The organism is Streptococcus sp. 20925_1_22, assembly GCF_041431685.1.
Taxonomy (GTDB): Bacteria; Bacillota; Bacilli; order Lactobacillales; family Streptococcaceae; genus Streptococcus.
This window is the reverse complement of record NZ_JAPVYE010000006.1, coordinates 1-20,254: the sequence shown is the minus strand read 5'-3', so window position 1 is coordinate 20,254 and position 20,254 is coordinate 1. Positions and strand designations below refer to the sequence as shown.

Annotated in this window: 16 protein-coding genes; 2 read left to right on the top strand and 14 right to left on the bottom strand. The window is 47.2% G+C overall.

Annotated elements, in window-relative coordinates:
- Nucleotides 1-42: 42 nt before the first annotated feature.
- Both O3621_RS09375 and O3621_RS09370 read left to right on the top strand, forming a co-directional pair.
- Nucleotides 43-750 carry an ABC transporter ATP-binding protein gene (locus O3621_RS09375; protein WP_314449687.1) on the top strand — a complete coding sequence of 236 codons (708 nt, stop codon included), beginning with the start codon at nucleotides 43-45 and terminating at the stop codon, nucleotides 748-750.
- Nucleotides 751-764: 14 nt separating this feature from the next.
- Complete coding sequence (locus tag O3621_RS09370; protein ID WP_314449686.1) at nucleotides 765-1,598, top strand: lantibiotic ABC transporter permease; 834 nt, start codon at nucleotides 765-767, stop codon at nucleotides 1,596-1,598.
- 42 nt (nucleotides 1,599-1,640) lie between these two features.
- Here O3621_RS09370 and O3621_RS09365 read toward each other — a convergent pair whose 3' ends face one another.
- The 14 genes from O3621_RS09365 to O3621_RS09300 all read right to left on the bottom strand — a co-directional run.
- Nucleotides 1,641-2,336 (bottom strand): LrgB family protein, encoded by a 696-nt coding sequence (locus O3621_RS09365; RefSeq protein ID WP_002897855.1) that lies wholly within the window; start codon nucleotides 2,334-2,336, stop codon nucleotides 1,641-1,643.
- Nucleotides 2,329-2,709, bottom strand: coding sequence for a CidA/LrgA family protein (locus O3621_RS09360; protein ID WP_371514088.1), 381 nt, complete (start codon nucleotides 2,707-2,709; stop codon nucleotides 2,329-2,331). Before O3621_RS09360 ends, O3621_RS09365 begins: the two co-directional genes overlap by 8 nt.
- A gap of 179 nt (nucleotides 2,710-2,888) precedes the next feature.
- The gene (locus tag O3621_RS09355) at nucleotides 2,889-3,110 is read right to left on the bottom strand and encodes an accessory secretory protein Asp5 (protein ID WP_371514087.1); all 222 of its coding nucleotides are present in this window, start codon (nucleotides 3,108-3,110) and stop codon (nucleotides 2,889-2,891) included.
- A gap of 1 nt (nucleotide 3,111) precedes the next feature.
- Entirely contained in the window at nucleotides 3,112-3,294 is a 183-nt protein-coding gene (gene asp4, locus O3621_RS09350) for an accessory secretory system protein Asp4 (protein ID WP_002897858.1), read from the bottom strand.
- The gene (gtfB, locus tag O3621_RS09345) at nucleotides 3,287-4,639 is read right to left on the bottom strand and encodes an accessory Sec system glycosylation chaperone GtfB (protein WP_371514086.1); all 1,353 of its coding nucleotides are present in this window, start codon (nucleotides 4,637-4,639) and stop codon (nucleotides 3,287-3,289) included. Before gtfB ends, asp4 begins: the two co-directional genes overlap by 8 nt.
- Nucleotides 4,623-6,143, bottom strand: coding sequence for an accessory Sec system glycosyltransferase GtfA (gtfA, locus tag O3621_RS09340; RefSeq protein WP_371514085.1), 1,521 nt, complete (start codon nucleotides 6,141-6,143; stop codon nucleotides 4,623-4,625). Before gtfA ends, gtfB begins: the two co-directional genes overlap by 17 nt.
- A gap of 12 nt (nucleotides 6,144-6,155) precedes the next feature.
- Nucleotides 6,156-8,537, bottom strand: coding sequence for an accessory Sec system translocase SecA2 (gene secA2, locus O3621_RS09335; RefSeq protein WP_314449681.1), 2,382 nt, complete (start codon nucleotides 8,535-8,537; stop codon nucleotides 6,156-6,158).
- Nucleotides 8,530-9,009, bottom strand: coding sequence for an accessory Sec system protein Asp3 (gene asp3 / locus O3621_RS09330; protein WP_314449680.1), 480 nt, complete (start codon nucleotides 9,007-9,009; stop codon nucleotides 8,530-8,532). The genes secA2 and asp3 overlap by 8 nt, the downstream gene beginning before the upstream one ends.
- Complete coding sequence (asp2, locus tag O3621_RS09325) at nucleotides 9,006-10,535, bottom strand: accessory Sec system protein Asp2 (RefSeq protein WP_371514084.1); 1,530 nt, start codon at nucleotides 10,533-10,535, stop codon at nucleotides 9,006-9,008. The genes asp3 and asp2 overlap by 4 nt, the downstream gene beginning before the upstream one ends.
- Nucleotides 10,525-12,105 (bottom strand): accessory Sec system protein Asp1, encoded by a 1,581-nt coding sequence (asp1, locus tag O3621_RS09320; protein WP_371514083.1) that lies wholly within the window; start codon nucleotides 12,103-12,105, stop codon nucleotides 10,525-10,527. Before asp1 ends, asp2 begins: the two co-directional genes overlap by 11 nt.
- Nucleotides 12,106-12,113: 8 nt before the next feature.
- Nucleotides 12,114-13,337, bottom strand: a complete 1,224-nt coding sequence (gene secY2 / locus O3621_RS09315; RefSeq protein WP_371514082.1) for an accessory Sec system protein translocase subunit SecY2 — start codon at nucleotides 13,335-13,337, stop codon at nucleotides 12,114-12,116.
- A 32-nt stretch (nucleotides 13,338-13,369) separates the two neighbouring features.
- Nucleotides 13,370-14,374, bottom strand: coding sequence for a sugar transferase (locus tag O3621_RS09310; protein WP_371514081.1), 1,005 nt, complete (start codon nucleotides 14,372-14,374; stop codon nucleotides 13,370-13,372).
- Between the two features lie 16 nt (nucleotides 14,375-14,390).
- Complete coding sequence (locus O3621_RS09305) at nucleotides 14,391-17,615, bottom strand: SP_1767 family glycosyltransferase (protein WP_371514080.1); 3,225 nt, start codon at nucleotides 17,613-17,615, stop codon at nucleotides 14,391-14,393.
- Nucleotides 17,616-17,959: 344 nt separating this feature from the next.
- Nucleotides 17,960-20,254: LPXTG cell wall anchor domain-containing protein (locus O3621_RS09300; RefSeq protein ID WP_371514105.1), on the bottom strand; the 2,295-nt coding region annotated here is incomplete at its 5' end.

Genomic DNA, 20,254 nt, shown 5'->3' with positions numbered 1-20,254 from the left:
AGGTATAATAATTGTAAATTGAAGAAAATAAAGGAGACATGTATGAATCAGTATCCTCTGGTCTATCTTGACCATGTCCATAAAAATTATGGCGACGCACCCGCCCTCTATGATGTGAGCTTAAACATCCAGCCTGGCAGAATTATCGGACTTCTAGGTCCTAATGGCAGCGGCAAGACAACTATTATCAAGCTTATCAATGGCCTCTTGCAGCCCACCTCTGGCCATATTTATCTCAAAGGCGTTAAACCTTCTCCTGATACAAAAAGAATCGTTTCCTATCTGCCAGATACGACTTATCTAAGCGACAGCTCTAAAGTAATCGAAGCTGTAAAATATTTCCAAGATTTTTATGATAATTTTGACAGCGCCAAAGCCATGCAGCTTCTAAAGGATCTTCATATCGATCCCCAAGTCCGCATCGGCAGCCTGTCAAAAGGGAACAAAGAAAAAATGCAGCTCATTTTGGTCATGAGCCGCCATGCAGAACTCTATATCCTAGACGAGCCTATCGGTGGTGTCGATCCGGCTGCTCGCGACTATATCTTGCAAACCATCATCCAGAACCGTACACCACAATCTTCTGTCATCATTTCAACCCACTTGATTACAGATATCGAGCCAATCTTGGATGAAGTCATCCTGATTAACCAAGGTCAGATTCTTTTGCATGAAAATGCTAATCAGCTGCGTCAACAATACAATCAATCTATTGATAATCTCTTCCGCAGCCAGTTTCGTTTTTATTAGGAGGGCCTCACTCTATGTTCGGAAAATTATTTAAATACGACTTTAAGTCTAATTACAAATGGTACTGTATTACATTTGCCATTCTTCTGTCTCTCTCTATCTTGATGGGATTTATAACTGGCAGCAGCTTGAGACCTGAGGTCATGGAACGCTATAGTGACTACCCAATGGCTACTAGTGGTGTTATTGTCACTTTATACCTACTCTTCCTCTTGCTTTTTTCTGCATCCTGCGCTGTCTTTCTATCCAATACCATCATTATCATCCGTCGATTTTATAAAAATGTTTTTGGGCGAGAAGGCTACCTGACTTGGACCTTGCCGGTTACGCCGCATCAGATTCTTCTGTCTAAGCTTCTTTCCGCATTTGTTTGGACCCTCTTGTGTATGCTGACCATGTTTATTAGCGGCCTTGTCATTTTTGGCATTGCCCTCCCTATTACAGGCTATTCATTTAATGAGATTTTTAAATATATTGGTGAAATCCCAGATTTATGGCTTTGGATTGTCAAATACGGCTTCCTTAATCTCCTCCAAATCCTTTCTGGTATCCTCTTCTTTTATCTAGCAATCTCAGTCGGTCAGCTATTTAAGAAGAATCGGATTATGATGGCTGTGCTTTTCGGATTTTTGATTTGGAGTGTTTTAGCGGTCTTGTCAATCTTCTTACCTAGTTTCTTCAATCCGTATGGCCTATTTGCTCCATACGATTATAGTAACTCCGCTACGGACTTTGAACAGATGCTAGACGTCTTTCTTATTATCCGAATCGTCTTTGAACTGGTCAAAATTTTCGGTTTCTATTTTACAATCCATACCATTGTAAAAAACAAACTAAATCTTCAATAAGCAAAACAAGGTTGAAACAAAACGTTTCAACCTTGTTTATTTTTACTTCAGAATAATCGCTGCTACGATGGGGCTGACCAGAACGTACATGAGGCCGGTCACGCCAATCGCAAGTCCTGCCATAGCTCCTGCGACCTGACCGTATTTAAAGGCGGTCCCCGTTCCTACCGCATGGCCGGTTCCCCCTAAAGCTAGACCGATAGCTACTGGATCTGTGATTTTTAAGAGCTTAAGAAGCGTTGGTCCTAAGACACTGGTCAGAATGCCCGTCGCAACCACCACCACTAATGTCACTGTAGCAAGCCCTTGCAGCTTGTCTGTGATACCGACAGCCATGGCCGTTGTGACAGACTTCGGAAAAAGAGAAACAGCCAGAAAGAAATCCATGCCGAAAAACTTAGCCAACAGAGCAGTAAAGCTAGTATTGACTACAACCGCCGCAAAGGTCCCAATCAAAATACTGCGCGCATGGTGCTTCATCAAATGAAAAGTCTTGTAAAGCGGAATCCCCAAAGCAACCGTAGATGGCACAATTAGATTGTTTAAATAGGAGCCACCGACGTAGTAATCCTTGTAGGAAATACCGGTTAATTTTAAAAAAGCAATAACCAAAACTGCTGCAATCAGCAAAGGAGTTGTCAAGGGATGAGGAAATCTCCGAAAAATCAATAGACCAAATAGATAGGCCAAGATAGACAATGCAAGGCCAAAGAGAGGGTTGCTCCATAAATCAGACATTGCTGGCGTCTCCTTCCTCATAATCTCCTTCAAAACGAGTCTTAATCAGCTGCACCACAACTGCGATCACACAGACATTGAGCACAATCGCTCCTAAAACAATCAAAATAATCGGCAGCAGATAAGGTGCAATGATCTGAAACTTATCCATGATACCAACTGCTGGAGGCAAAAAAAGGATGGTCATATTTGCCAAGAGAAAATTGCCAACCATGCTGATATGACGCAGACGCAGGAGCTTGAACTGCAGAGCCAAAAACAGCAAGACTAAACCAATGATACTACCTGGAACAGGCAGATGGAAAACACTTGAAATCCCTTCTCCAACGAGGGAAATCATAAAAATAATCATCAACTGAACATATAATTTCATACCAAACCTCCATCACTTGTATATCCAGTTTACTCCTTTTCAGGAAAATATCAAGGTGCTTTCAGAAATTAAAACCTTTACATCCAAAATTTGCTTATAAAAATTCCCTCCATTGTCTGCAATAGAGGGTCTTTCTTATTTAGGCAGCCGTCAGGACAGCTTCGCTACCTAGACAGATACTAAAGGGATTGAATCATAAAGAAAATCATAAGCACAATCAGGGCAAGGCTTGCCAAAAGAACTAGGATTTTCTTTGCGAAGTGAGTTTCCCAGTAGCCTGACTTGCCGATCGATGTATTGATGTCCCTGTAAAATTGCTGGCTCACTCTGGGAAGAAGACTAACCAGCAAAATCAAGACAAGGGCTACTACAATGGTAAGTGTAATCAATATTGTTTGCATTTTATTTCCTCAAGGCTCCAATCAATGTAAAAATCAAGCCAATCAAGATCATCAATCCCAAGGCGATGACAAAGGCCTTGTTGAGATTTTCACCCAAGCTGGCCTTTTCTTTCTTGGGCTTGCCATGCTTGAGCTCATCTAACCGCCCCTCAATATCCTTATGAAATAAATCTTTTTTAGCCATGCTGACCTCCTAATACGCTTTGGAGAATCTCCTGATAAAGACTGACGGGTACATCGTTGGCATGTCGGCCTTGTGCTTGCAAGGCTGACCGCATCTGCTCGACACCAGATAAGGCTTCTTCCAGAGCGGCTGCCAACTGATCTGACTGGCTGCTGTCGAAAATATGCTGCTGGGCAATGTAGTGTCTGTCATGCAGGGTCTGCTCAAAGCCTAGGATCAAGAGATTGTTCTCAAAAGCCTTGCGCACTGCCTGCAGAACCTGTCCGCCGTGATTGATATCCAGATAGATGTCTGATTCCAAGTAGAGCTGCTCAATTTGCTTGAGACTGGCATTTTGATAAAGAACGACATTCTTGTAGGACAGCATAGACAAGAGCTTGGGCGACATTTCCGTGAGAGCTGCAATGCGAAAAACTATCTGCGGCAAGGCCTGAACCAAGGTCTCTAAGCCTTCAATCTGATCTGAGTGGGTCAGGATTAAAGCATCTTTTCGTAGGAAGTTGTCCCGCTTGAAGTCATAATGATAGCCCAGATGCAGGAACTTCTGCTGCTGGTCAGTCGCTGCCAGACTCTTGGCCTTTTCATAGGTCGCCAAGTCGGGAATGACAATGGTCTGCGCCCGCAGCTGACTATTTTCCAGAATCAGCTGCATATTGCCCGGAAGCTCGTCATACAGAGGCTCCTGCCAGAAGAGAATGTCCTGCCCAGCTCGGCCTGTCAAGCTGTGGGAAACTAGGAAAGAATAAGCCAGCGAATTAAAGAGAATGTGATCCAAGTCAAAGTCTAGCCGCTCTAAGAAGAAACGGATAAAATCCACTCGGTTTTTAAAAATCCGCAAGGGCTCTTGGTCCAGAGTCAGGATGATATCACCGGTTGCATGATTTTCCACGATGCGCTCCTGTCCGTCTGTGCTGTAGTAGGTCGTGTTGAAAACCTCCTGGCCTGATTTATAAGCTGTTTTGGCAAAGCAGCGGCCTTGCTTATTATAGCGCTCACTCAGTCGCAACTGGCCTTTTTTATCCAGCCAATCCACCTGCTTGACCAGCCGGCCCTTGGCCTGACTGGCATAGTGAATCCGTGCCCTTTCTTCTCCCATGTCACTGACACGCGCCGACTGATGGTCGCCTGTGATTTCCCAGAAAGGCGGCACTGGCACTTGATTGAAAAAGAGCGGGTGGTCTACTCCCTCTTCATCCCCCAGAAAGTAAGTATAGGGGGAGATCATGTCGTCCGGCAGAAAGCCATTAGCCTCACTGACAATGGTCGGACAGTCATAGCCAGCTGCAAGGAGGGAATCATGCAGATCCTGGGTTTCCTGATTGTAATAATCAAAGAGCTGAATCATCTCTGACCTCCTTTAAAAGCTGGGACCAAGCCGCTTCAACCCGGCTGGTCAAATAATTCTCGGCCACTTGATAAGAGTGTTGGCTCATCTCCTGCTGGCGTCCTTGGCTAAAGAGAGCTACTATTTTCTCCACAAAAGCAGCAATAATTTGGTCCTCGACCTGATTGGAACTGACCGGCAGCAGATAGCCATTTTTACCATCATCGATAAAAGTCTGATTGCCATAGCGGACATCAAAGCCGATGAGAGGCAGACCTGATCCGACTGCTTCCATAAGGGTCAGGCCAAAGCCTTCACTGGTCGAAGCAGTCAGATAAAGCTCATAGCCTGCATAAATCTGACTCAGATCCGCATGGCCTTTGAGCCGAATGTAGTCCTGCGCACCTGCTTCTTCAATCTTGCGGCGGAGCTTCTCCTCTTCGCCCCCCTTACCGTAAATATCAAGAGTGAGCTCAGGAAGCTGGGCATGGGCTTGAACAGTCGCTGCCACTAGCCAATCGATATGCTTTTCCGTAGCGAGACGCGAAGCCGTAATCATAGAGAAAGGCTTGCGAGGCTCTTTGGGATAAGTCAGCTGGTCGAGACTCCCCACCGGTATGGTGACAATCTTGGGCTGCTTGTCCGAGTAATGCTGGAACTGCTTCTCTAGAATCGTTTTCTGAGCCTCAGTTGCCACGATGAAAAAGTCCACCTTGTCAGCATTGGTAAACTGGTAGTCATAGAAATTATTCCAGAGAATGTAGTCATCACTGCTGGCATTTTCACTGAAATGCTCGGCATGGACCACTACTCCTAGCTTAGCTTTCTGACTCTCCTCAAAGACAACCTGACCAATCCCTGTCTCCCTATCCAAGATAACTACATCATCTGCCTGTAGCTGCAAACACTGAAGAAAATAACGAACCAGCTCAGCCTTGGAATAGAAAATCCGATCTGGAAAGCGATAGAGCTCTTCCTGACCATCCTCTATCAGCATGTCATAAGCCACACTGCCGTCTTCATGGTAAAAACGGCGCTGGTAGAGGGTTGCAGCGTCATTATGGGGTGCAAAGTACTCGCTGGCATAGCGGACATAGGAGAAATAATCCTTGCGAATCAATCTCCCCCGCGAGACATACTCCACATGCTCCACAAAGTCTTGGTCTTCCTGCCGCAGGTAGCAAGTGATAAACTGATCATCCTGCGGATAGAAATAACGGACAATCTTACCTTCTCTTTCCGAGCGCTCTGGCTGACCTGCGACTTGAGCCAGCACCTGATCCAGCGTAACCGTCGTCGGTGCAATCTTGATATCAGTAAAATAGTTATAAAACCAGATAACTTCCTCATCCAGAAAACCGATATTTTCCGTCAGATGCTGGATATTATCCGCTAAAATCATATCCATAAAGATAAACTTAGCCGGCTGCTGGATCTTTCGCAGAAGCTGGGCCCGATAAGCTTGGGCATATTCTACACCGCTGCTGGCCCAGCCGATGCCTAAGTTGATGTTATATACTGTCATATTCTCCTCGTCTTACGGGAAGTACATGATGACTTCTCCTTTAGGGTTGAGTGCCAATTCACTCATCAAAAGATTCTTGACAATCTGCTGTTTCATGCGCTCCTTCATATATTCAAAGCCATCGTAAGCCTCTTGGTAGTATTCTACCAGAGGATTTTTCATAGAGAAATGCTGACCGCTCAAGGCTGTCTTGAGCTGCTGCAGATAGTCCACCTGCTCGACCCAGTTCTCATCAATAGCCTTGAGAACGGACACCCGCTGAAAATGGGTAAAGAGCTTGTCAGACTTGAGATAGGCTTTCTTTGCCTGCAATTCCTGCTCGGCAATATCCTGCAAGAGCTCTGCAATTTTCTCCGGCGAATAAATATCGAAATCATAAGGAATACGCTCAGCATGATAGCTGAAATGGTCTAAGATAAAGCGATAGAGGTCGGCCCGCGTCTCATAGGACTGCTCATAGGCCGCCTGATAAATGACCTGACTGAGGACACGGCTGATTTCTTCGTCAATCCGCTCCTCAGCTTGAATCAGGCGATTGCGCTCAGCATAGGTAATCTCCCGCTGAATCTTCATACACTGGGCATATTCCAGCGTCATTCGACGGGACATCTTGGCACTGCTTTCGCTAGCCCTCTGAGCCTTAGCCACTAAGCGTCTAAAGCGGCGCTGTCCCAACTGGACTGGATGCTGCTGAACTTCTTCAGTAGAGTAGTCCTTGTAGAACTTCTTGAGCCAGTCTGGTCCCCACTTCCTGAGCAGGTCATCCTCTAGCGAGATGAAAAACTTACTAATCCCCGGATCGCCTTGGCGACCCGAACGGCCACGAATCTGTAGGTCAATCCGCTGATTCTCCATCCGCTCGGTACCAATCACCACGAGACCACCCAAATTTGCGACACCTGGTCCCAGCTTTATATCCGTACCGCGGCCAGCCATGGATGTAGCCACTGTCACAGCACCTTTCTGCCCAGACTCTGCGATGATCTGCGCCTCACGCGCCGCATTGTTGGCATTGAGCAGATTGTGGGCGATGCCTTCTCTCAGCAGTAGGGAAGAGTAAATCTCTGACATCTCCACTGAGCCGGTGAAAATCAAGAGTGGATTGCCTTGAGCATGGTAGTGCTTGACCTCGTCCAGAGAAGCAAAGACTTTTTCTGGCAGGGTTTGGTAAAGCTGGTCTGGCAAATCCTGTCGAATAACTGGCTGGTTGGTCGGAATCTTGATGACAGACATGGAGTAAGTTTCCATAAACTCGCTCTCCACCACCTTGCCGGTCCCGGTCATACCAGAGATTTTCCGGAAGAGCCGGAAGAGATTCTGATAAGTGATGGATGCCATGGCACGCGTTTCCTCCGTCAGCTTGACATGCTCCTTGGCCTCAATGGCCTGGTGCTGGCCTCCCTGAAGCCGGGTCATTTCCAGTAGACGGCCGGTTGAACGATCCAGAAGCACAACTTCTGCCTCTTTGTCACCCTGGCGGACAACATAATCCTTGTCCTTCTTATAGAGTTTATGAGCCCGCAAGGCTAGATTGAGATGGCGGACCAACTCTTGATTTTCCTTGGAAAAAAGATGCTCCAAATCAAGAAAAGACTCCGCTGCTAAAATACCTTTCGAGGTCAGCCAGACTTCATTTTTCTCGTCATCGTAGTGATAATCCTCGTCTTCTTTCAAAGTCGTAATGAAGGTATCCATGATACCATAGAAGTTTGACTGAACTCGAGGAGCACCAGAGATAACCAAAGGTACCTGAGCGCTATCCAAGAGAATGGAGTCAATCTCGTCTATGATGACATAGTTGAAAGGACTAAGGTATTGGCTATCCTTATTCTCTGCTAGATTTTCAATCAGATAGTCAAAGCCCAAGGCACTATTGGTCGTATAGACAATATCCGCCTGGTAAATCAGCCGCTTCTGCTTGGGCGTCAAATTTTCAGTCTCATCAGCTACCACCGCTGCCTCAATAGTCAACCCCAGAAAACGATAGACCTGCCCCATTTCCTGAGCATCCCGAAGAGCCAGATAGGTATTGGTGGTCACCAGCATAGCTCCTTGACCAGACAGGGCATTGAGATAGAGTGGCATGGTAGCCGTCAGAGTCTTACCCTCGCCTGTAGCCATCTCAGCGACATTGCCTTCATGGAGAACAATGGCTCCCATGACCTGCACATCGTAGGGGAACATGCCCAGCACCCGCTTGTCCGCTTCCCGCACCACAGCATAAGCCTCCGGCAGCAAGTCATCTAAAGTCTCACCTGCGGTCAGTCTTTCCTTAAATTCCTGTGTTTTCTTCCGCAGTTCAGCGTCTGACAAGCCTGCCATTTCTGACTCAAAGCTTTTGACTTTGGCTAAGATTTTCTTTAAGCGCTGAATTTGAAAATGATTTTTAATCATCAGACTCCTCTATGATTTGGTCAATGTTTAGGCAATGAAACTCTAAGGACTCAACTCCTGCACTCAGCAGCTGAACTTTATAGCTATAGGCTTCGTTTGGGTAGGTAAAGATCATACTCTCCGAGCGCTCCACTTGATTGCTGATTTCTTTATCATAGCGGTCAAAGAAGATGATGTTCAGAAAGACGCTGGCTTCAGGATAGGTGGTCATATCTCTAGACAGGCAATAGCGAGCTCCCTTTTTGAGCAAGGGGAGAGCAGGCACCTGCCGGTCTCGCTGATAGTTCCATTTGGAAGACCATTCATGGATGGTCTGGCCGGAGGCCATCAGTTTATTTTCAAAAAATATATGTGAAGGGGAATGAATGATAATGGTAGTTCCATAGAGATAGGTAAAGTCAGTCATTTTACCAGCTGCCGAAACTCCTCTCAGCTCTCCCCAGTATATGCCGTTTCTTTTTTGAATCTTCATTTCTTTCTCCCAAATTCCTTTTCCAATATCATTCGATAGTAATTCATGAACCAAGACACAGACACAGCTAAGTCATCATTATGGCGGCCAGGGACACCTCTGCTAATCAGCTTGGCCTCAGTCAGATGAAGAGCTGCCACCAGGTCCTCATAGGCCGTCGGATCATAGTCCTCTTCTTTCATATAGGCGATACCAAAGGTCGTCCGGCTGAAATCAGCCTTCTCAAACTTACGCCAGTAGCGTTGATTCAGCTCCTCTACATGCTCCTGATCTTTGCCACCCGTGTGACGGTGAAGGACATCTAGAGCCGTCGGAAAGACCTCGGGCAAGCGTAAACGACCACGTTGGGCAATAGTGCCTAGATTTCCCAAGGGCTTGGACAAAACGATAGCCCGCGGACGAAACTCCGAACCGTAATAAACCGCACCATAGGTCCCCATTGACATGCCTGATAGAATCAAATCCCGCTCAGTAAAGCCCAGAAAGTCCAAATGCTCTTGGATAATCTTATGAATACTGCTCTCCAGCTCCTGGCTGCCCAGATAAAACATACCGCCATCCACGCGCGGATCTGAAAACAAGAGAAAAGGACAGCCCAAACTGCGCATCATCCCAAAGCCCTCAAAGCCTTCCGCCCGACGGTAACCAGAGAAATAAACAGCCAAAGGCGGCTTCAAATCTCCTGGATAAAAGAAGTAATTAATCTCTTGTCGATGGCTATCGCGGAGAATCTTTCCACCCAGGACGTACTTGCCAAACTCATAGCGGGTCAGGCGCTGATGCAGAGCACCGACCTGAATCCGTCCCTCACCTCTAGCCTCCAGACTGACGCCCAGATAGGAAGTAAAATCATTGTCCAGAACCATGGATTCCCGCATGTCCTCTTCTGCGAAAATAGTCTCGCGAGCAATATCTGCAGTCGAACCTTCTTGGATATTATAGAGCCGCAGCCGCAGCTCACAGTTTCCTTCCTTTTCATACTCAAGCCAGAGCTCAACTGGATTGAAGGCATTGGCCACGACATTGTATTTCCAAGAGAGGACAGGCTGAAAGTCCTGACCAAAGTCACCTTCCAGCTCTAGATTTTCATAGCCATTATAGCAAATCTTGCCCCGAAATCCGGGACTGACCACCATATCAAGTGGGGTCATCTTATCGCCATACTGGCCGGAAAAGAGAGCCTTAGACAGCTTGCGGAGCAGGTCAGCTCGATCGCTCATATCCGTTGGCTGAGCACAGTGACGCTTAAGGAAGTACTCAATATCCGCTTCCTGGGTTTCCTGTTCCTGATCATAGAAAACTGTATAAGGGATAATCTTGGACTCAATCATAAACAAATCTGGAATCCGACGCAAATCGTCCACCAGAATCGCATCAAACTTGCCAATCTTATCCATCTCCATGACCTTTTTGATGGCTAGATTGGAGTTAGGAAAGAAATAATACCAGTTCATATTGTCTGGAATGGTAAGCTCCTTGCTCCAGTCGCTTGAGCCAATCTGTAAGATTTTCAGCTTATTTTGCATTCTCAGCCTCCTTGAGCCACTGCTCCCAACGGCCAATCAGCTCCAGACCAGTATTATGATGGATTTTTTCAATGGAATAAATCAGGGCCTGATTCCAATTTTTCAAACCTTCCAAGTAATAATCTGCAGCAGTCGGAACATCAGAGATAGAATCCAAGATATAGCCATTTTGCAGATGGGTCACATAGTCCGAGCCCACCAGATTGATCTGCGGAATCCCGGCAGAAATCCCAGCAATCTGCGTATAGAGATTGGGCTGCTCACTCAGGTCAATGATTAACCGCGTATCATCCAGCTCCTGAATCAAGCTAAGCTCGTCCGTGATATTCTTAATGGTAAAACGAAGATCCTGCTCCTGATTTTCCAGCAGGGCATTCTCAGCCTGCTCACTGCGGCGGTAGTTCTTGACAAATTCATACCGATTCAGATATTCATCAATAACCTCCTGCACCTTGTTCTCCACCTTTTGGATTCCTTCCTGCCAAGCATTGTAGACACCGATAGTCAGCTCTGTATCCGGATGCTTGGCCACATAGTGGAGAACCTTGAAAACGGCATAGTCATTAAGCCCTTCTTCCAGATTAACCTGATAAAAAATCTTGGATTCCCGGCGGCGTTGGCTCTTGCCCAGCTGCAGACGGGTATCAAAAGGCGACAGGTAATGCACCTTCTGAGCCTGTCTAGGCAGGTAGCGCTGAATAGCCTTCTTAAAGTCCATACGATCAGTCAAGACTAAATTCGCCTGCTGCAAATCTGCTTCTAAAGCTGGCCAATCAACTGTATGATTGCGCTCGTGGAAAAAGCTGAGAATGATTTGAACATTCTTGGGCAACAAGCGCAAAATAGCTTGAGTGTATAAGGGATGTGCTGCCAGGACGAAACGGCTGTCCGTTCCTGCATTGCACTCGATATAGTGGCCTAATTTCTCCAAGATTAAGTCTGGCATCCGCTCATACTCCAGCTTATCAAAGTCCAGCAAGTAAGCAGGATTGACCTCTATCCGACTGTCGTCAGGCTTCAGATGCTCACGAATCCGCCAGTCACCATCTGGCTGCAGGTAGTCCTGATAAAGGGGCTGACCTGCTTCATAGTAGGTGATACTGGAGACAAAGCCCCGATCATCAAAGATATAAAACTTCTCCAGCTGGTCATCCTTGAAAAACTTGATGAAGCTGATAAAGCCTTCTACTCCAAACTCGACATGGGCATAGAGCTGTCCCTGCCTGCGGACCATGATTAGAAAGGGAGTATATACAAACTCGCAGTCTGGTTCCCAGTCCAGATCCTTGATTTGCAGGACCTGCATGTCCTTAGAGTCAATCCTCTGAATCTCGTCAAAGACCGAGTAATAATCCGTCTCAAAAATATCCTGCCGATGCAAGAGGTAGCGGGCATGTGGCATATAGGCTGGCAAAAGCAGCTGGACTGGCAGATTTTCACTTTGAAAAATCCGAATCTGATGAATTGAGTCATCAAACTCCAGTCGCTGCATGGAGCGGTACCAAGGGATAATATCCCGGTGCCAAACCCGATCCCCACTGCCACTCCATGAAGGAATAAAGTAATACATAGTTTCTCCTACAACAATGAACGATAACGGTCATTAAGCGTCAAGGCCTCCACCTCGTTCTTAATAGAAAAGACCATCCCGATAAAAATCATAAAAATCCCCGGAATCATGCTGAGCCGCAGATAGCGAATGTCCAGAAGGACCACCATCATAGGCAGGCCAGAAATCACAATAAGATAGAAAGCCCCCACTAGTGCAAAATAGGTCACCAAACCATTGATATACCGGCGGGTTGCCCCTCCCGGATAAACATTTTCAATATACTCTCCACTCTTTTGCATCCGCTCAGCAATCTGGTCGCCACTGATATTGATAAAGGCGAAGGCCAGTGCCAGGATGAAAATAGTCAGCAGATAGAGGATAAACCAAGCCGGACTTCCCATAGACAGCGCCTCTATCCACTGCTCAATCAGCTGATTGTCCGGCTGGAGAAAGTGGATAATCAAAAGGAAGTACTGGGGAATGCTGACCAAGGTCATAGCATACATAATCGGCATCCCACCAGCAGGATTAAGGCGAATATCCAGATAAGAGTATTTCTTGAAACGGTTATGGATATTAATTTTATTGACCGGAATCCGGTACTTTGACCGCTCAACTGTAACAGCCAGATAGAGAAAGACTAGACTGAAAACCAGCATCAAGGCCAACCAAAGTGAAGAAATCTTCAGCTCCTGAATAGAGTTCCAAATATCCTGCGGAATGTAGGCAATCATGCTGGCCATGACAATCATGATGGAGCCACCAAGCCCCATGGCAGCATTCAAATCCGTCAGCCAGATGAGAAAGTAAGTCCCAGCCATCAAGACCAAGGTATCTAAGACCATAATCTTAGTCATATCCACCCCACCTGCTTCTTGCAGTGGCAGGTTTAGGACTAGCGCCACTGACTGAATCAAGGCAATGACCAAGGTCAGCAGCATCCGCCGCCTTTCCTGTACTTCCAGAGGGAGCTTACTCAAGCCTAGGCGCTTGGATACAGCAAACATCTGCCAGATCAGCATAGAGGACATCCAAGGAGACAGGCCGACAGAAAAGAGCGACATACTCCGCAGATTCCCCCCCATCAGGGCTGTCGCATAGTTCAAGGTCGCAGAGGTCCCGTCCATGGCAGCTGCCTTACTCATATCGATGAAGGGCAGAGTCAGCTTGGTTCCCAAGACATAGATAAATAAGAAAAATAAAGTCCACAGAAATTTCTTGATAATGATCGTTTTAAAAAATGACTTCACACTGACTCCTCATGACGATGCTTAGAAAGCCTTTATGATAAAACTTCCATGACCGCATCTACTAAGACTTTTTTGCTAAAATAACCTTCCTTGAGCAAGAAAGAGAACTTTCTAACCCGCTCGACCATAGCCTGATACTCCTCGGCAGTCAAGCCTTTTACAATCCGACTGGCTTCTTCCAGACTGTCTACGACAAAGCCCAGACCGCGCTCGCGAATCAGCTCCGCATTGGACAGGTAAGAAGGGACGATGACCGGAATCCCAGCTGCTAGATAAGTGGCAGACTTATGAGAGATATTGAGACCATAGTATTCTGGCTCGTCTGCTGGATTTTCCTCGACACCCCAGACCAGACCTATACCTCCCTTGGACAGCTCCAAGAGCAGCTCCGGCCGGCTGACCCAGCCGCGATAGCTGACATTGGCCTCTGGATTTGATTCTTCTTCAGGCGAAAAAATTTCCAGCGGCGTTGCATAAGACCAGTTGCTCAGATGCGGAAAACGCTCCACACTTCCTGCGAAATATAGCTTAGGCGCAAACTGAGGCTGGTGCAGGGGCAGATCATAGGGATGATCCCACATGCGCTGGACCAAAATCTTGCCCACAGTCAGCCCCTCTGCCAGAAGCTTGTCTCGCATCTGCTCAGAAGGCACGATGACCACATCCGACTGATTATACATATCGATATACTCCGGCATCAGATAGTAGTTTGACGGGAACATCAGCGGCGGCACATCATGGATAAAGGTAATCAGCTTGGCATGCAAAATCTTGAGCTTGCTGATAAAAGCCTTGTCAAACTCTCGACCATTCCAAGTCGGAGACTGATAGATAACCACATCGCCATAACCCACACTAGCCATGATACCGTCCAGACGCCGACTGAGCTCCGACTGGCTGTCGCTGTAAATATCGTAAAAATAAAAACTCAGTTCATTGAAGCCCAGCTGCTTGGCTAGCTTGGTTACATCATTCTGGGCAATCAAGGCCGTACTCTGGCCAGACATACCGTATAGATTGGTAATATTAACTTTCATATTCTTTTTCTAATCTTCATTCCTGAGCCAGATTGGCAACAATCTGACTGTCATAAGCTTGGTCATCTCTAAACTCAATATCCTGATCAAAGTTGTGCTCAGCCGTATGCTTGTGCGACAGCTTGACCTTGTGCCTAGCCCCCATCTGGAACCATTCATACTCTGAGTCAATATGCCCAATATCTAGCGCCCGATAACCTTCCTGTACTAGATCATAGACCAAGACCTTAGCCGTTGGACCCAGCATGGTCAAAATCAGACGATTGTCCGCATGCTCTCGAACAGCCTGCTTGATGGCCTCCAGCTTGCTGTAGGCATTGCGCGAAGGACAGATAATTCGCTTGATGGATCTAGCTCCGTCAAAGAGGTCATTGCCCACACCAGAGCGGGAAGTCAAGCCCTCTACGATCAAGAGATCCTTGTCCTGCCAAAGCTGCTTAAGCTTTGCAAAATAGCCCGCAGACGGCGTCTTATCTTCCAAGTCAATATAAGGACGGGAAATAAAGGTCGATCCATACCAAGGTGCTCGGCAAATATTTTTATATTTCTCAAGAAAATGTGGCAAATGATTTAGACTCCAGAAATTCTGGGCATCGATGGAATAGCGCTCTAGCCCTGTAAAGACATCGGGCAGACAAATCATCAAACGCTCATTGCTTTCCATAGACATAATCTCTCTCAAGCGTGATGACAGCTCTGGATCAAAGTCTTGATAGACGATACTACGGCCCGCAATCAAATCCATCTCCCCATCTCCAAAACGAACCACTGAAGCACCTTTCTCCAAGAGATAATCCAGCGATTGGTCAATAGAGAGTACAGAAATCTGCCGCTCCTCAGGCTCGGCCAAGGCTAGTTTCTCAATAGCCTGCACCATGGCTTCAGGATTATCAGCTGGAAAGACTTCCTGCCCCTGCTGGCCATGGGCCGTGCTGTCAAAGGCAAAGACTGGCTTGCCGGCAGACTTAAAGCGAGCAATAATGTCCCCTACCTCATCACCGGCATTGATATCCAGCAGCAGCTGAGACTTGGCTTCCAGCGACTCCAAGAGAGCCGGAATGCCCGCTATATCTGAACTGACGCTGACATTAGGATACTGGAGCAAACGCGTGATCGGCTCTGCCACCACTACTGGAGCTGCGATGTAGAAATGACAGGCAGGCAGGGCTTGAATCAGATAGTTGATATGCATCAGGTCACAAGAGTAGGTGTAGACCAAACAGGACAGACTTGAGCCCTCTTCCCCTTCCACCATCTTTTGAGTCAGGGCTCCGACTGTCTCCTGCATATCCGACCAATCCAGTCCCTGATAGAACCACCAGACCTCACGATAGATGGACTGGGTATACTCTTTCCAAGGCTTTCGCTCGGTCAGATAGTGAATCACAGGCGGATAGAGACCTTTTTCTGGCTCATAGTCCGAAAAGGTCGTGTGCAGCGTAATGCAGTTATAAGCAAAAGGCAGCTCCATCCAGCGATTTTCAAAAAGCATATTGAGAATGCTTTGGTCACCAGACGGTACCTTGTCATGCCATTCATTGGTCAGTTCAATCAAACGTTGGCGAATATTTTCCTGCTTCCAAAGGGAATTATTGATTAATAAGAACCCAGCATTAAAGATATGCTGATGAAAATACACTTGCCCGCCCAGATCCTTGACCGCAGCAAGTGGTGCATCTCCAAGTTCTGTTTCAAATAGGGAGCTTAAATCCCGCGTGACAACGATATCGCAATCCAAATACAAAGCCTTGTCTTCCTCAACAAAATCCGCTACAAAATAGCGCAGGAAAACTGTATAACTAATATCCGTTTTAAAATTTGACACTAGCGAAGCAGATACCCGAGCATTGACAATCTGGCAGTCCAGCTTGGCCAGCTTTTTCCGCATGCTGACAAACCACTCTGTCGGAAAGTCACTATTGATGACATAAAACTTGATAAAGCGATTGTGGCAGACGATGGACTTAATGGTGGTTAAGACCTGCTCACTATAGGCAGCATTAGCCGCCAGCACCACAGCCCGAAAGGCTTGCGGCTTCTCTTTTTTCATCAGACTGCACAGCTTTCTCACCATCTCCTGAGGGTGCTCATGGGGATAGACCAGTTCTTCGTTTTCATTTTTCTTAGTATTGTCAAAAGCCAGAACTGGCTTGCCCAGCGTCTTGAAACGACGACTCAGTTCATAGTGCTCATTCCCATGGTGAATATCCAAATAGACCTGGCACTTATCAATGAGCTCATCCAGCACTGCATGGATAACCTGCGGATAGAGATGGATATTTTCATAGCGATCCAAAGAACGCAGATAATCTCCCATATCTGTGTAACAGGCTATATAAAAATGAACGCTAGGCAGGGACTGGGCTAAAAACTCAATCTGCTCTAGCTCTTGCACATCTGTCAGGAGCATACAGTTGAGAGCGGCCTTCTCCAAACGGTCCTGCATCTCAAACTCTCCCCGATGATGGGCTAAAACATCCTCCAGACTCAAAGCCTGAAAGTCCCACCAAAGCTGACGGTACCGATAACTAATTTCCGAGTTCCAAGGCTTGCGGAAGGTGGTATAGTGGATAATCAGAGGTTCCTGGTCCAGCTCAAAATGGCTATTCCAGCCGCTGTAAAAGGCCACCAAATCATGGCCGACCTGCAGATTGTAAATCTTATCCAAGGCAAGCCAGTCCTGAGCTAACACATGATTTAAAACCGTCTGATCGCCGTTAAAATCCTCCATCTGACCAGACTGGACCAAGCCCATGATGCGATCCGTTTCCTTGATAAAGGTCTCCTGCAGCTGCCTTTCTTTCCATGCTCGATTATCAATTAGCAGAACTCCAGAGTTAAACCCGTAACCACCGGCATCTCCAACCGCTGCAACAAGCTTGCCTTCTAGAAAAATATCAAATAAAGGCTGCAAATCTCTATTGACCACAAGATCGCTGTCCAGATAAAGGACGCGCTCCTCTGCTACAAACTGCGGAATGAAATAGCGTGCATAGGCTGCTGAGCTGATATGGTCCTGAGTCAGCCACTCTGGACTGATAGTCACTTGGTCCAAGCTGATATTGACTAATTCACTGTCCAGCTGCTCGGCCAGCTCATTAAAATCACGGAACCATTCGTCACTCAATCCCTGATTGAAAACATAGATTTTTACATTTTTATTGTAATATAAAATCGACTTAATTGTAGTCGAAACTTGCTCCTGATAGGCCTGATCCCCAACCAAAACAATCGTTTTCATTTCTTCCCTTACTCTTTCATTTCATAAACTCTAAAACATCATTTCTATACTTGATATTATATAAAATATTGTCCAAAAAATCTATATTCTCAAGGATTTTCCTGCACAATAAAGAACACTTTTTTCTACTAAATTGTCAAAAAAACAGGAAGTTGTCAAAACTTCCTGTTTCTATTGCCTCTCGGTTTCTTTTTACTAGTTCCTAGTCTAGGATTTTAGGAAGCAAGCACCAGAAATCATGACATGATTTCCTTAATGGCTTGCGCTATTCATCACTTCCTCAACTTACTAACTGAGTGAAATTTCGACGGACTAAAAGATAAACTGATCGGCTCTATTTACTGCTACTCCTCAGAGTCGCTTTTCTTTTTACGTCTCTTGAAGGCCAAGCCCAATGCTCCTAAGCCTAAAGCCAGGATGGAAGCCTTGCTCTCCGTCTCCCCTGTCTGAGGCAGACGACCTCTGGAAATCAGATCCAACTCAGACTGTCTTGCTGAAGCGGACAGACTTTCAGATGTGCTCTGACTAGCTGACAGGCTCTTAGACAGGCTTTCCGATACAGACTGACTGACACGGGCAAGCTCGCTGAGGCTGACTACCGCTGACAGTGACTCACTTGTAGAAAGGCTTAGTGAGTAGAATTCCTTCTCATGAACCAGATCCAGCTGACTATGCAAGACTGATGTGCTAGTGCTCAGTGAAGTCGACTCGCTGATTGACTGAGAATCACTAATCGAAGCACTTTCTGAACCAGACAGACTAGCCGAAGTACTTGCGGATTCTGAAGCACTTACTGAAGCAGATCTACTTGCCAACGCTAAGGCAGAAGCCTGAACTGAAGTCGATTCGCTGATTGATGCGGATTCACTTGCGGATATAGAGCTGCTAGCTGAAGCTGTATCACTTGCACTTACTGATGCACTCGTTGACGCTGATTCACTTGCAGATACTGACGCACTAGTCGAAGCGGACGTACTTGCAGATACAGATGTACTCATTGACGCTGATTCGCTGGCACTTACGGACACGCTGGTGGACGCGGACTCGCTCGCAGATACGGATGCACTCGTCGAAGCGGATGTGCTTGCGCTTACTGATGCGCTCGTGGATGCTGATTCACTCGCTTTCGCAGATGAGCTAGTTGAAGCCGACTCACTTGCACTCACTGATGCGCTGGTGGACGCGGACGTACTTGCAGATACGGATGCGCTAGTTGAAGCGGACGTACTTGCGGATACAGACGCACTCGTCGAAGCGGATGTACTTGCACTTACGGATGCGCTCGTCGAAGCTGACGTGCTGGCTGATACGGATGCGCTCGTCGAAGCCGATTCGCTTGCGGATACAGACGCGCTCGTGGAAGCCGATTCGCTCGCAGATACAGACGCACTCGTCGACGCTGATTCACTTGCACTTACGGATGCGCTCGTCGAAGCTGACTCACTTGCACTTACGGATGCGCTCGTCGACGCTGACATGCTGGCTGATACGGACGTACTGGTTGAAGCAGACGTACTTGCAGAAACTGATGCACTTGTTGATGCTGATTCACTTTCGCTCACTGACGCGCTCGTGGACGCTGACATGCTTGCTGAAACTGATGCACTCGTCGACGCGGACGTGCTTGCACTTACGGATGCGCTCGTCGACGCTGACGTGCTGGCAGATACAGATGCACTCGTGGAAGCTGATTCACTCGCTTTTGCAGATGAGCTAGTTGAAGCTGACTCACTTGCACTCACGGACGCGCTGGTTGACGCTGACGTACTTGCGCTTACTGAGACACTCGTTGAGGCCGATGTACTTGCAGATACTGACGCACTCGTTGAGGCTGATTCACTTGCACTCACGGATGCACTGGTTGAGGCCGACGTACTTGCAGACACTGACGCACTAGTAGACGCGGATTCACTTGCACTTACGGATGCGCTGGTCGACGCAGACGTGCTTGCACTTACGGATGCACTGGTTGAGGCTGACGTACTTGCAGATACTGATGCACTCGTTGAGGCAGACGTACTTGCACTTACGGAGGCGCTGGTTGAGGCGGACGTACTTGCAGATATTGACGCGCTTGTGGACGCGGACGTACTTGCGCTTACTGATGCACTTGTTGATGCCGAGGTACTTGCGCTTACTGACGCACTCGTTGAGGCAGACGTGCTTGCAGACGCAGACGCGCTGGTTGAGGCTGAGGTGCTTGCGGATACAGATGCACTTGTAGATGCTGAGGTACTTGCGGATACAGACGCGCTTGTGGACGCAGATTCACTTGCAGATACTGACGCACTCGTCGATGCTGACGTGCTTGCACTTACTGACGCACTCGTCGACGCACTAGTAGATGCAGACGTGCTTGCACTTACGGATGCACTGGTCGATGCTGACGCACTTGTTGAGGCTGAGGTGCTTGCACTTACTGACGCACTTGTTGACGCACTAGTAGATGCAGACGTGCTTGCACTTACGGATGCACTTGTTGAGGCTGACGTACTTGCACTTACGGATGCACTCGTTGAAGCGGACGTACTTGCACTTACGGATGCACTCGTTGAAGCGGACGTACTTGCTGATACTGAAGCGCTCGTTGAAGCGGACGTACTTGCACTTACGGACGCGCTCGTTGAAGCAGACGTACT

Coding starts and splice junctions, on each gene's coding strand:
- O3621_RS09375 (WP_314449687.1), top strand. CDS start 43: ATGAATCAGTATCCTCTGGTCTATCTTGACCATGTCCATAAAAATTAT.
- O3621_RS09370 (WP_314449686.1), top strand. CDS start 765: ATGTTCGGAAAATTATTTAAATACGACTTTAAGTCTAATTACAAATGG.
- O3621_RS09365 (WP_002897855.1), bottom strand. CDS start 2,336: ATGTCTGATTTATGGAGCAACCCTCTCTTTGGCCTTGCATTGTCTATC.
- O3621_RS09360 (WP_371514088.1), bottom strand. CDS start 2,709: ATGAAATTATATGTTCAGTTGATGATTATTTTTATGATTTCCCTCGTT.
- O3621_RS09355 (WP_371514087.1), bottom strand. CDS start 3,110: ATGCAAACAATATTGATTACACTTACCATTGTAGTAGCCCTTGTCTTG.
- asp4 (WP_002897858.1), bottom strand. CDS start 3,294: ATGGCTAAAAAAGATTTATTTCATAAGGATATTGAGGGGCGGTTAGAT.
- gtfB (WP_371514086.1), bottom strand. CDS start 4,639: ATGATTCAGCTCTTTGATTATTACAATCAGGAAACCCAGGATCTGCAT.
- gtfA (WP_371514085.1), bottom strand. CDS start 6,143: ATGACAGTATATAACATCAACTTAGGCATCGGCTGGGCCAGCAGCGGT.
- secA2 (WP_314449681.1), bottom strand. CDS start 8,537: ATGATTAAAAATCATTTTCAAATTCAGCGCTTAAAGAAAATCTTAGCC.
- asp3 (WP_314449680.1), bottom strand. CDS start 9,009: ATGAAGATTCAAAAAAGAAACGGCATATACTGGGGAGAGCTGAGAGGA.
- asp2 (WP_371514084.1), bottom strand. CDS start 10,535: ATGCAAAATAAGCTGAAAATCTTACAGATTGGCTCAAGCGACTGGAGC.
- asp1 (WP_371514083.1), bottom strand. CDS start 12,105: ATGTATTACTTTATTCCTTCATGGAGTGGCAGTGGGGATCGGGTTTGG.
- O3621_RS09310 (WP_371514081.1), bottom strand. CDS start 14,374: ATGAAAGTTAATATTACCAATCTATACGGTATGTCTGGCCAGAGTACG.
- O3621_RS09305 (WP_371514080.1), bottom strand. CDS start 17,615: ATGAAAACGATTGTTTTGGTTGGGGATCAGGCCTATCAGGAGCAAGTT.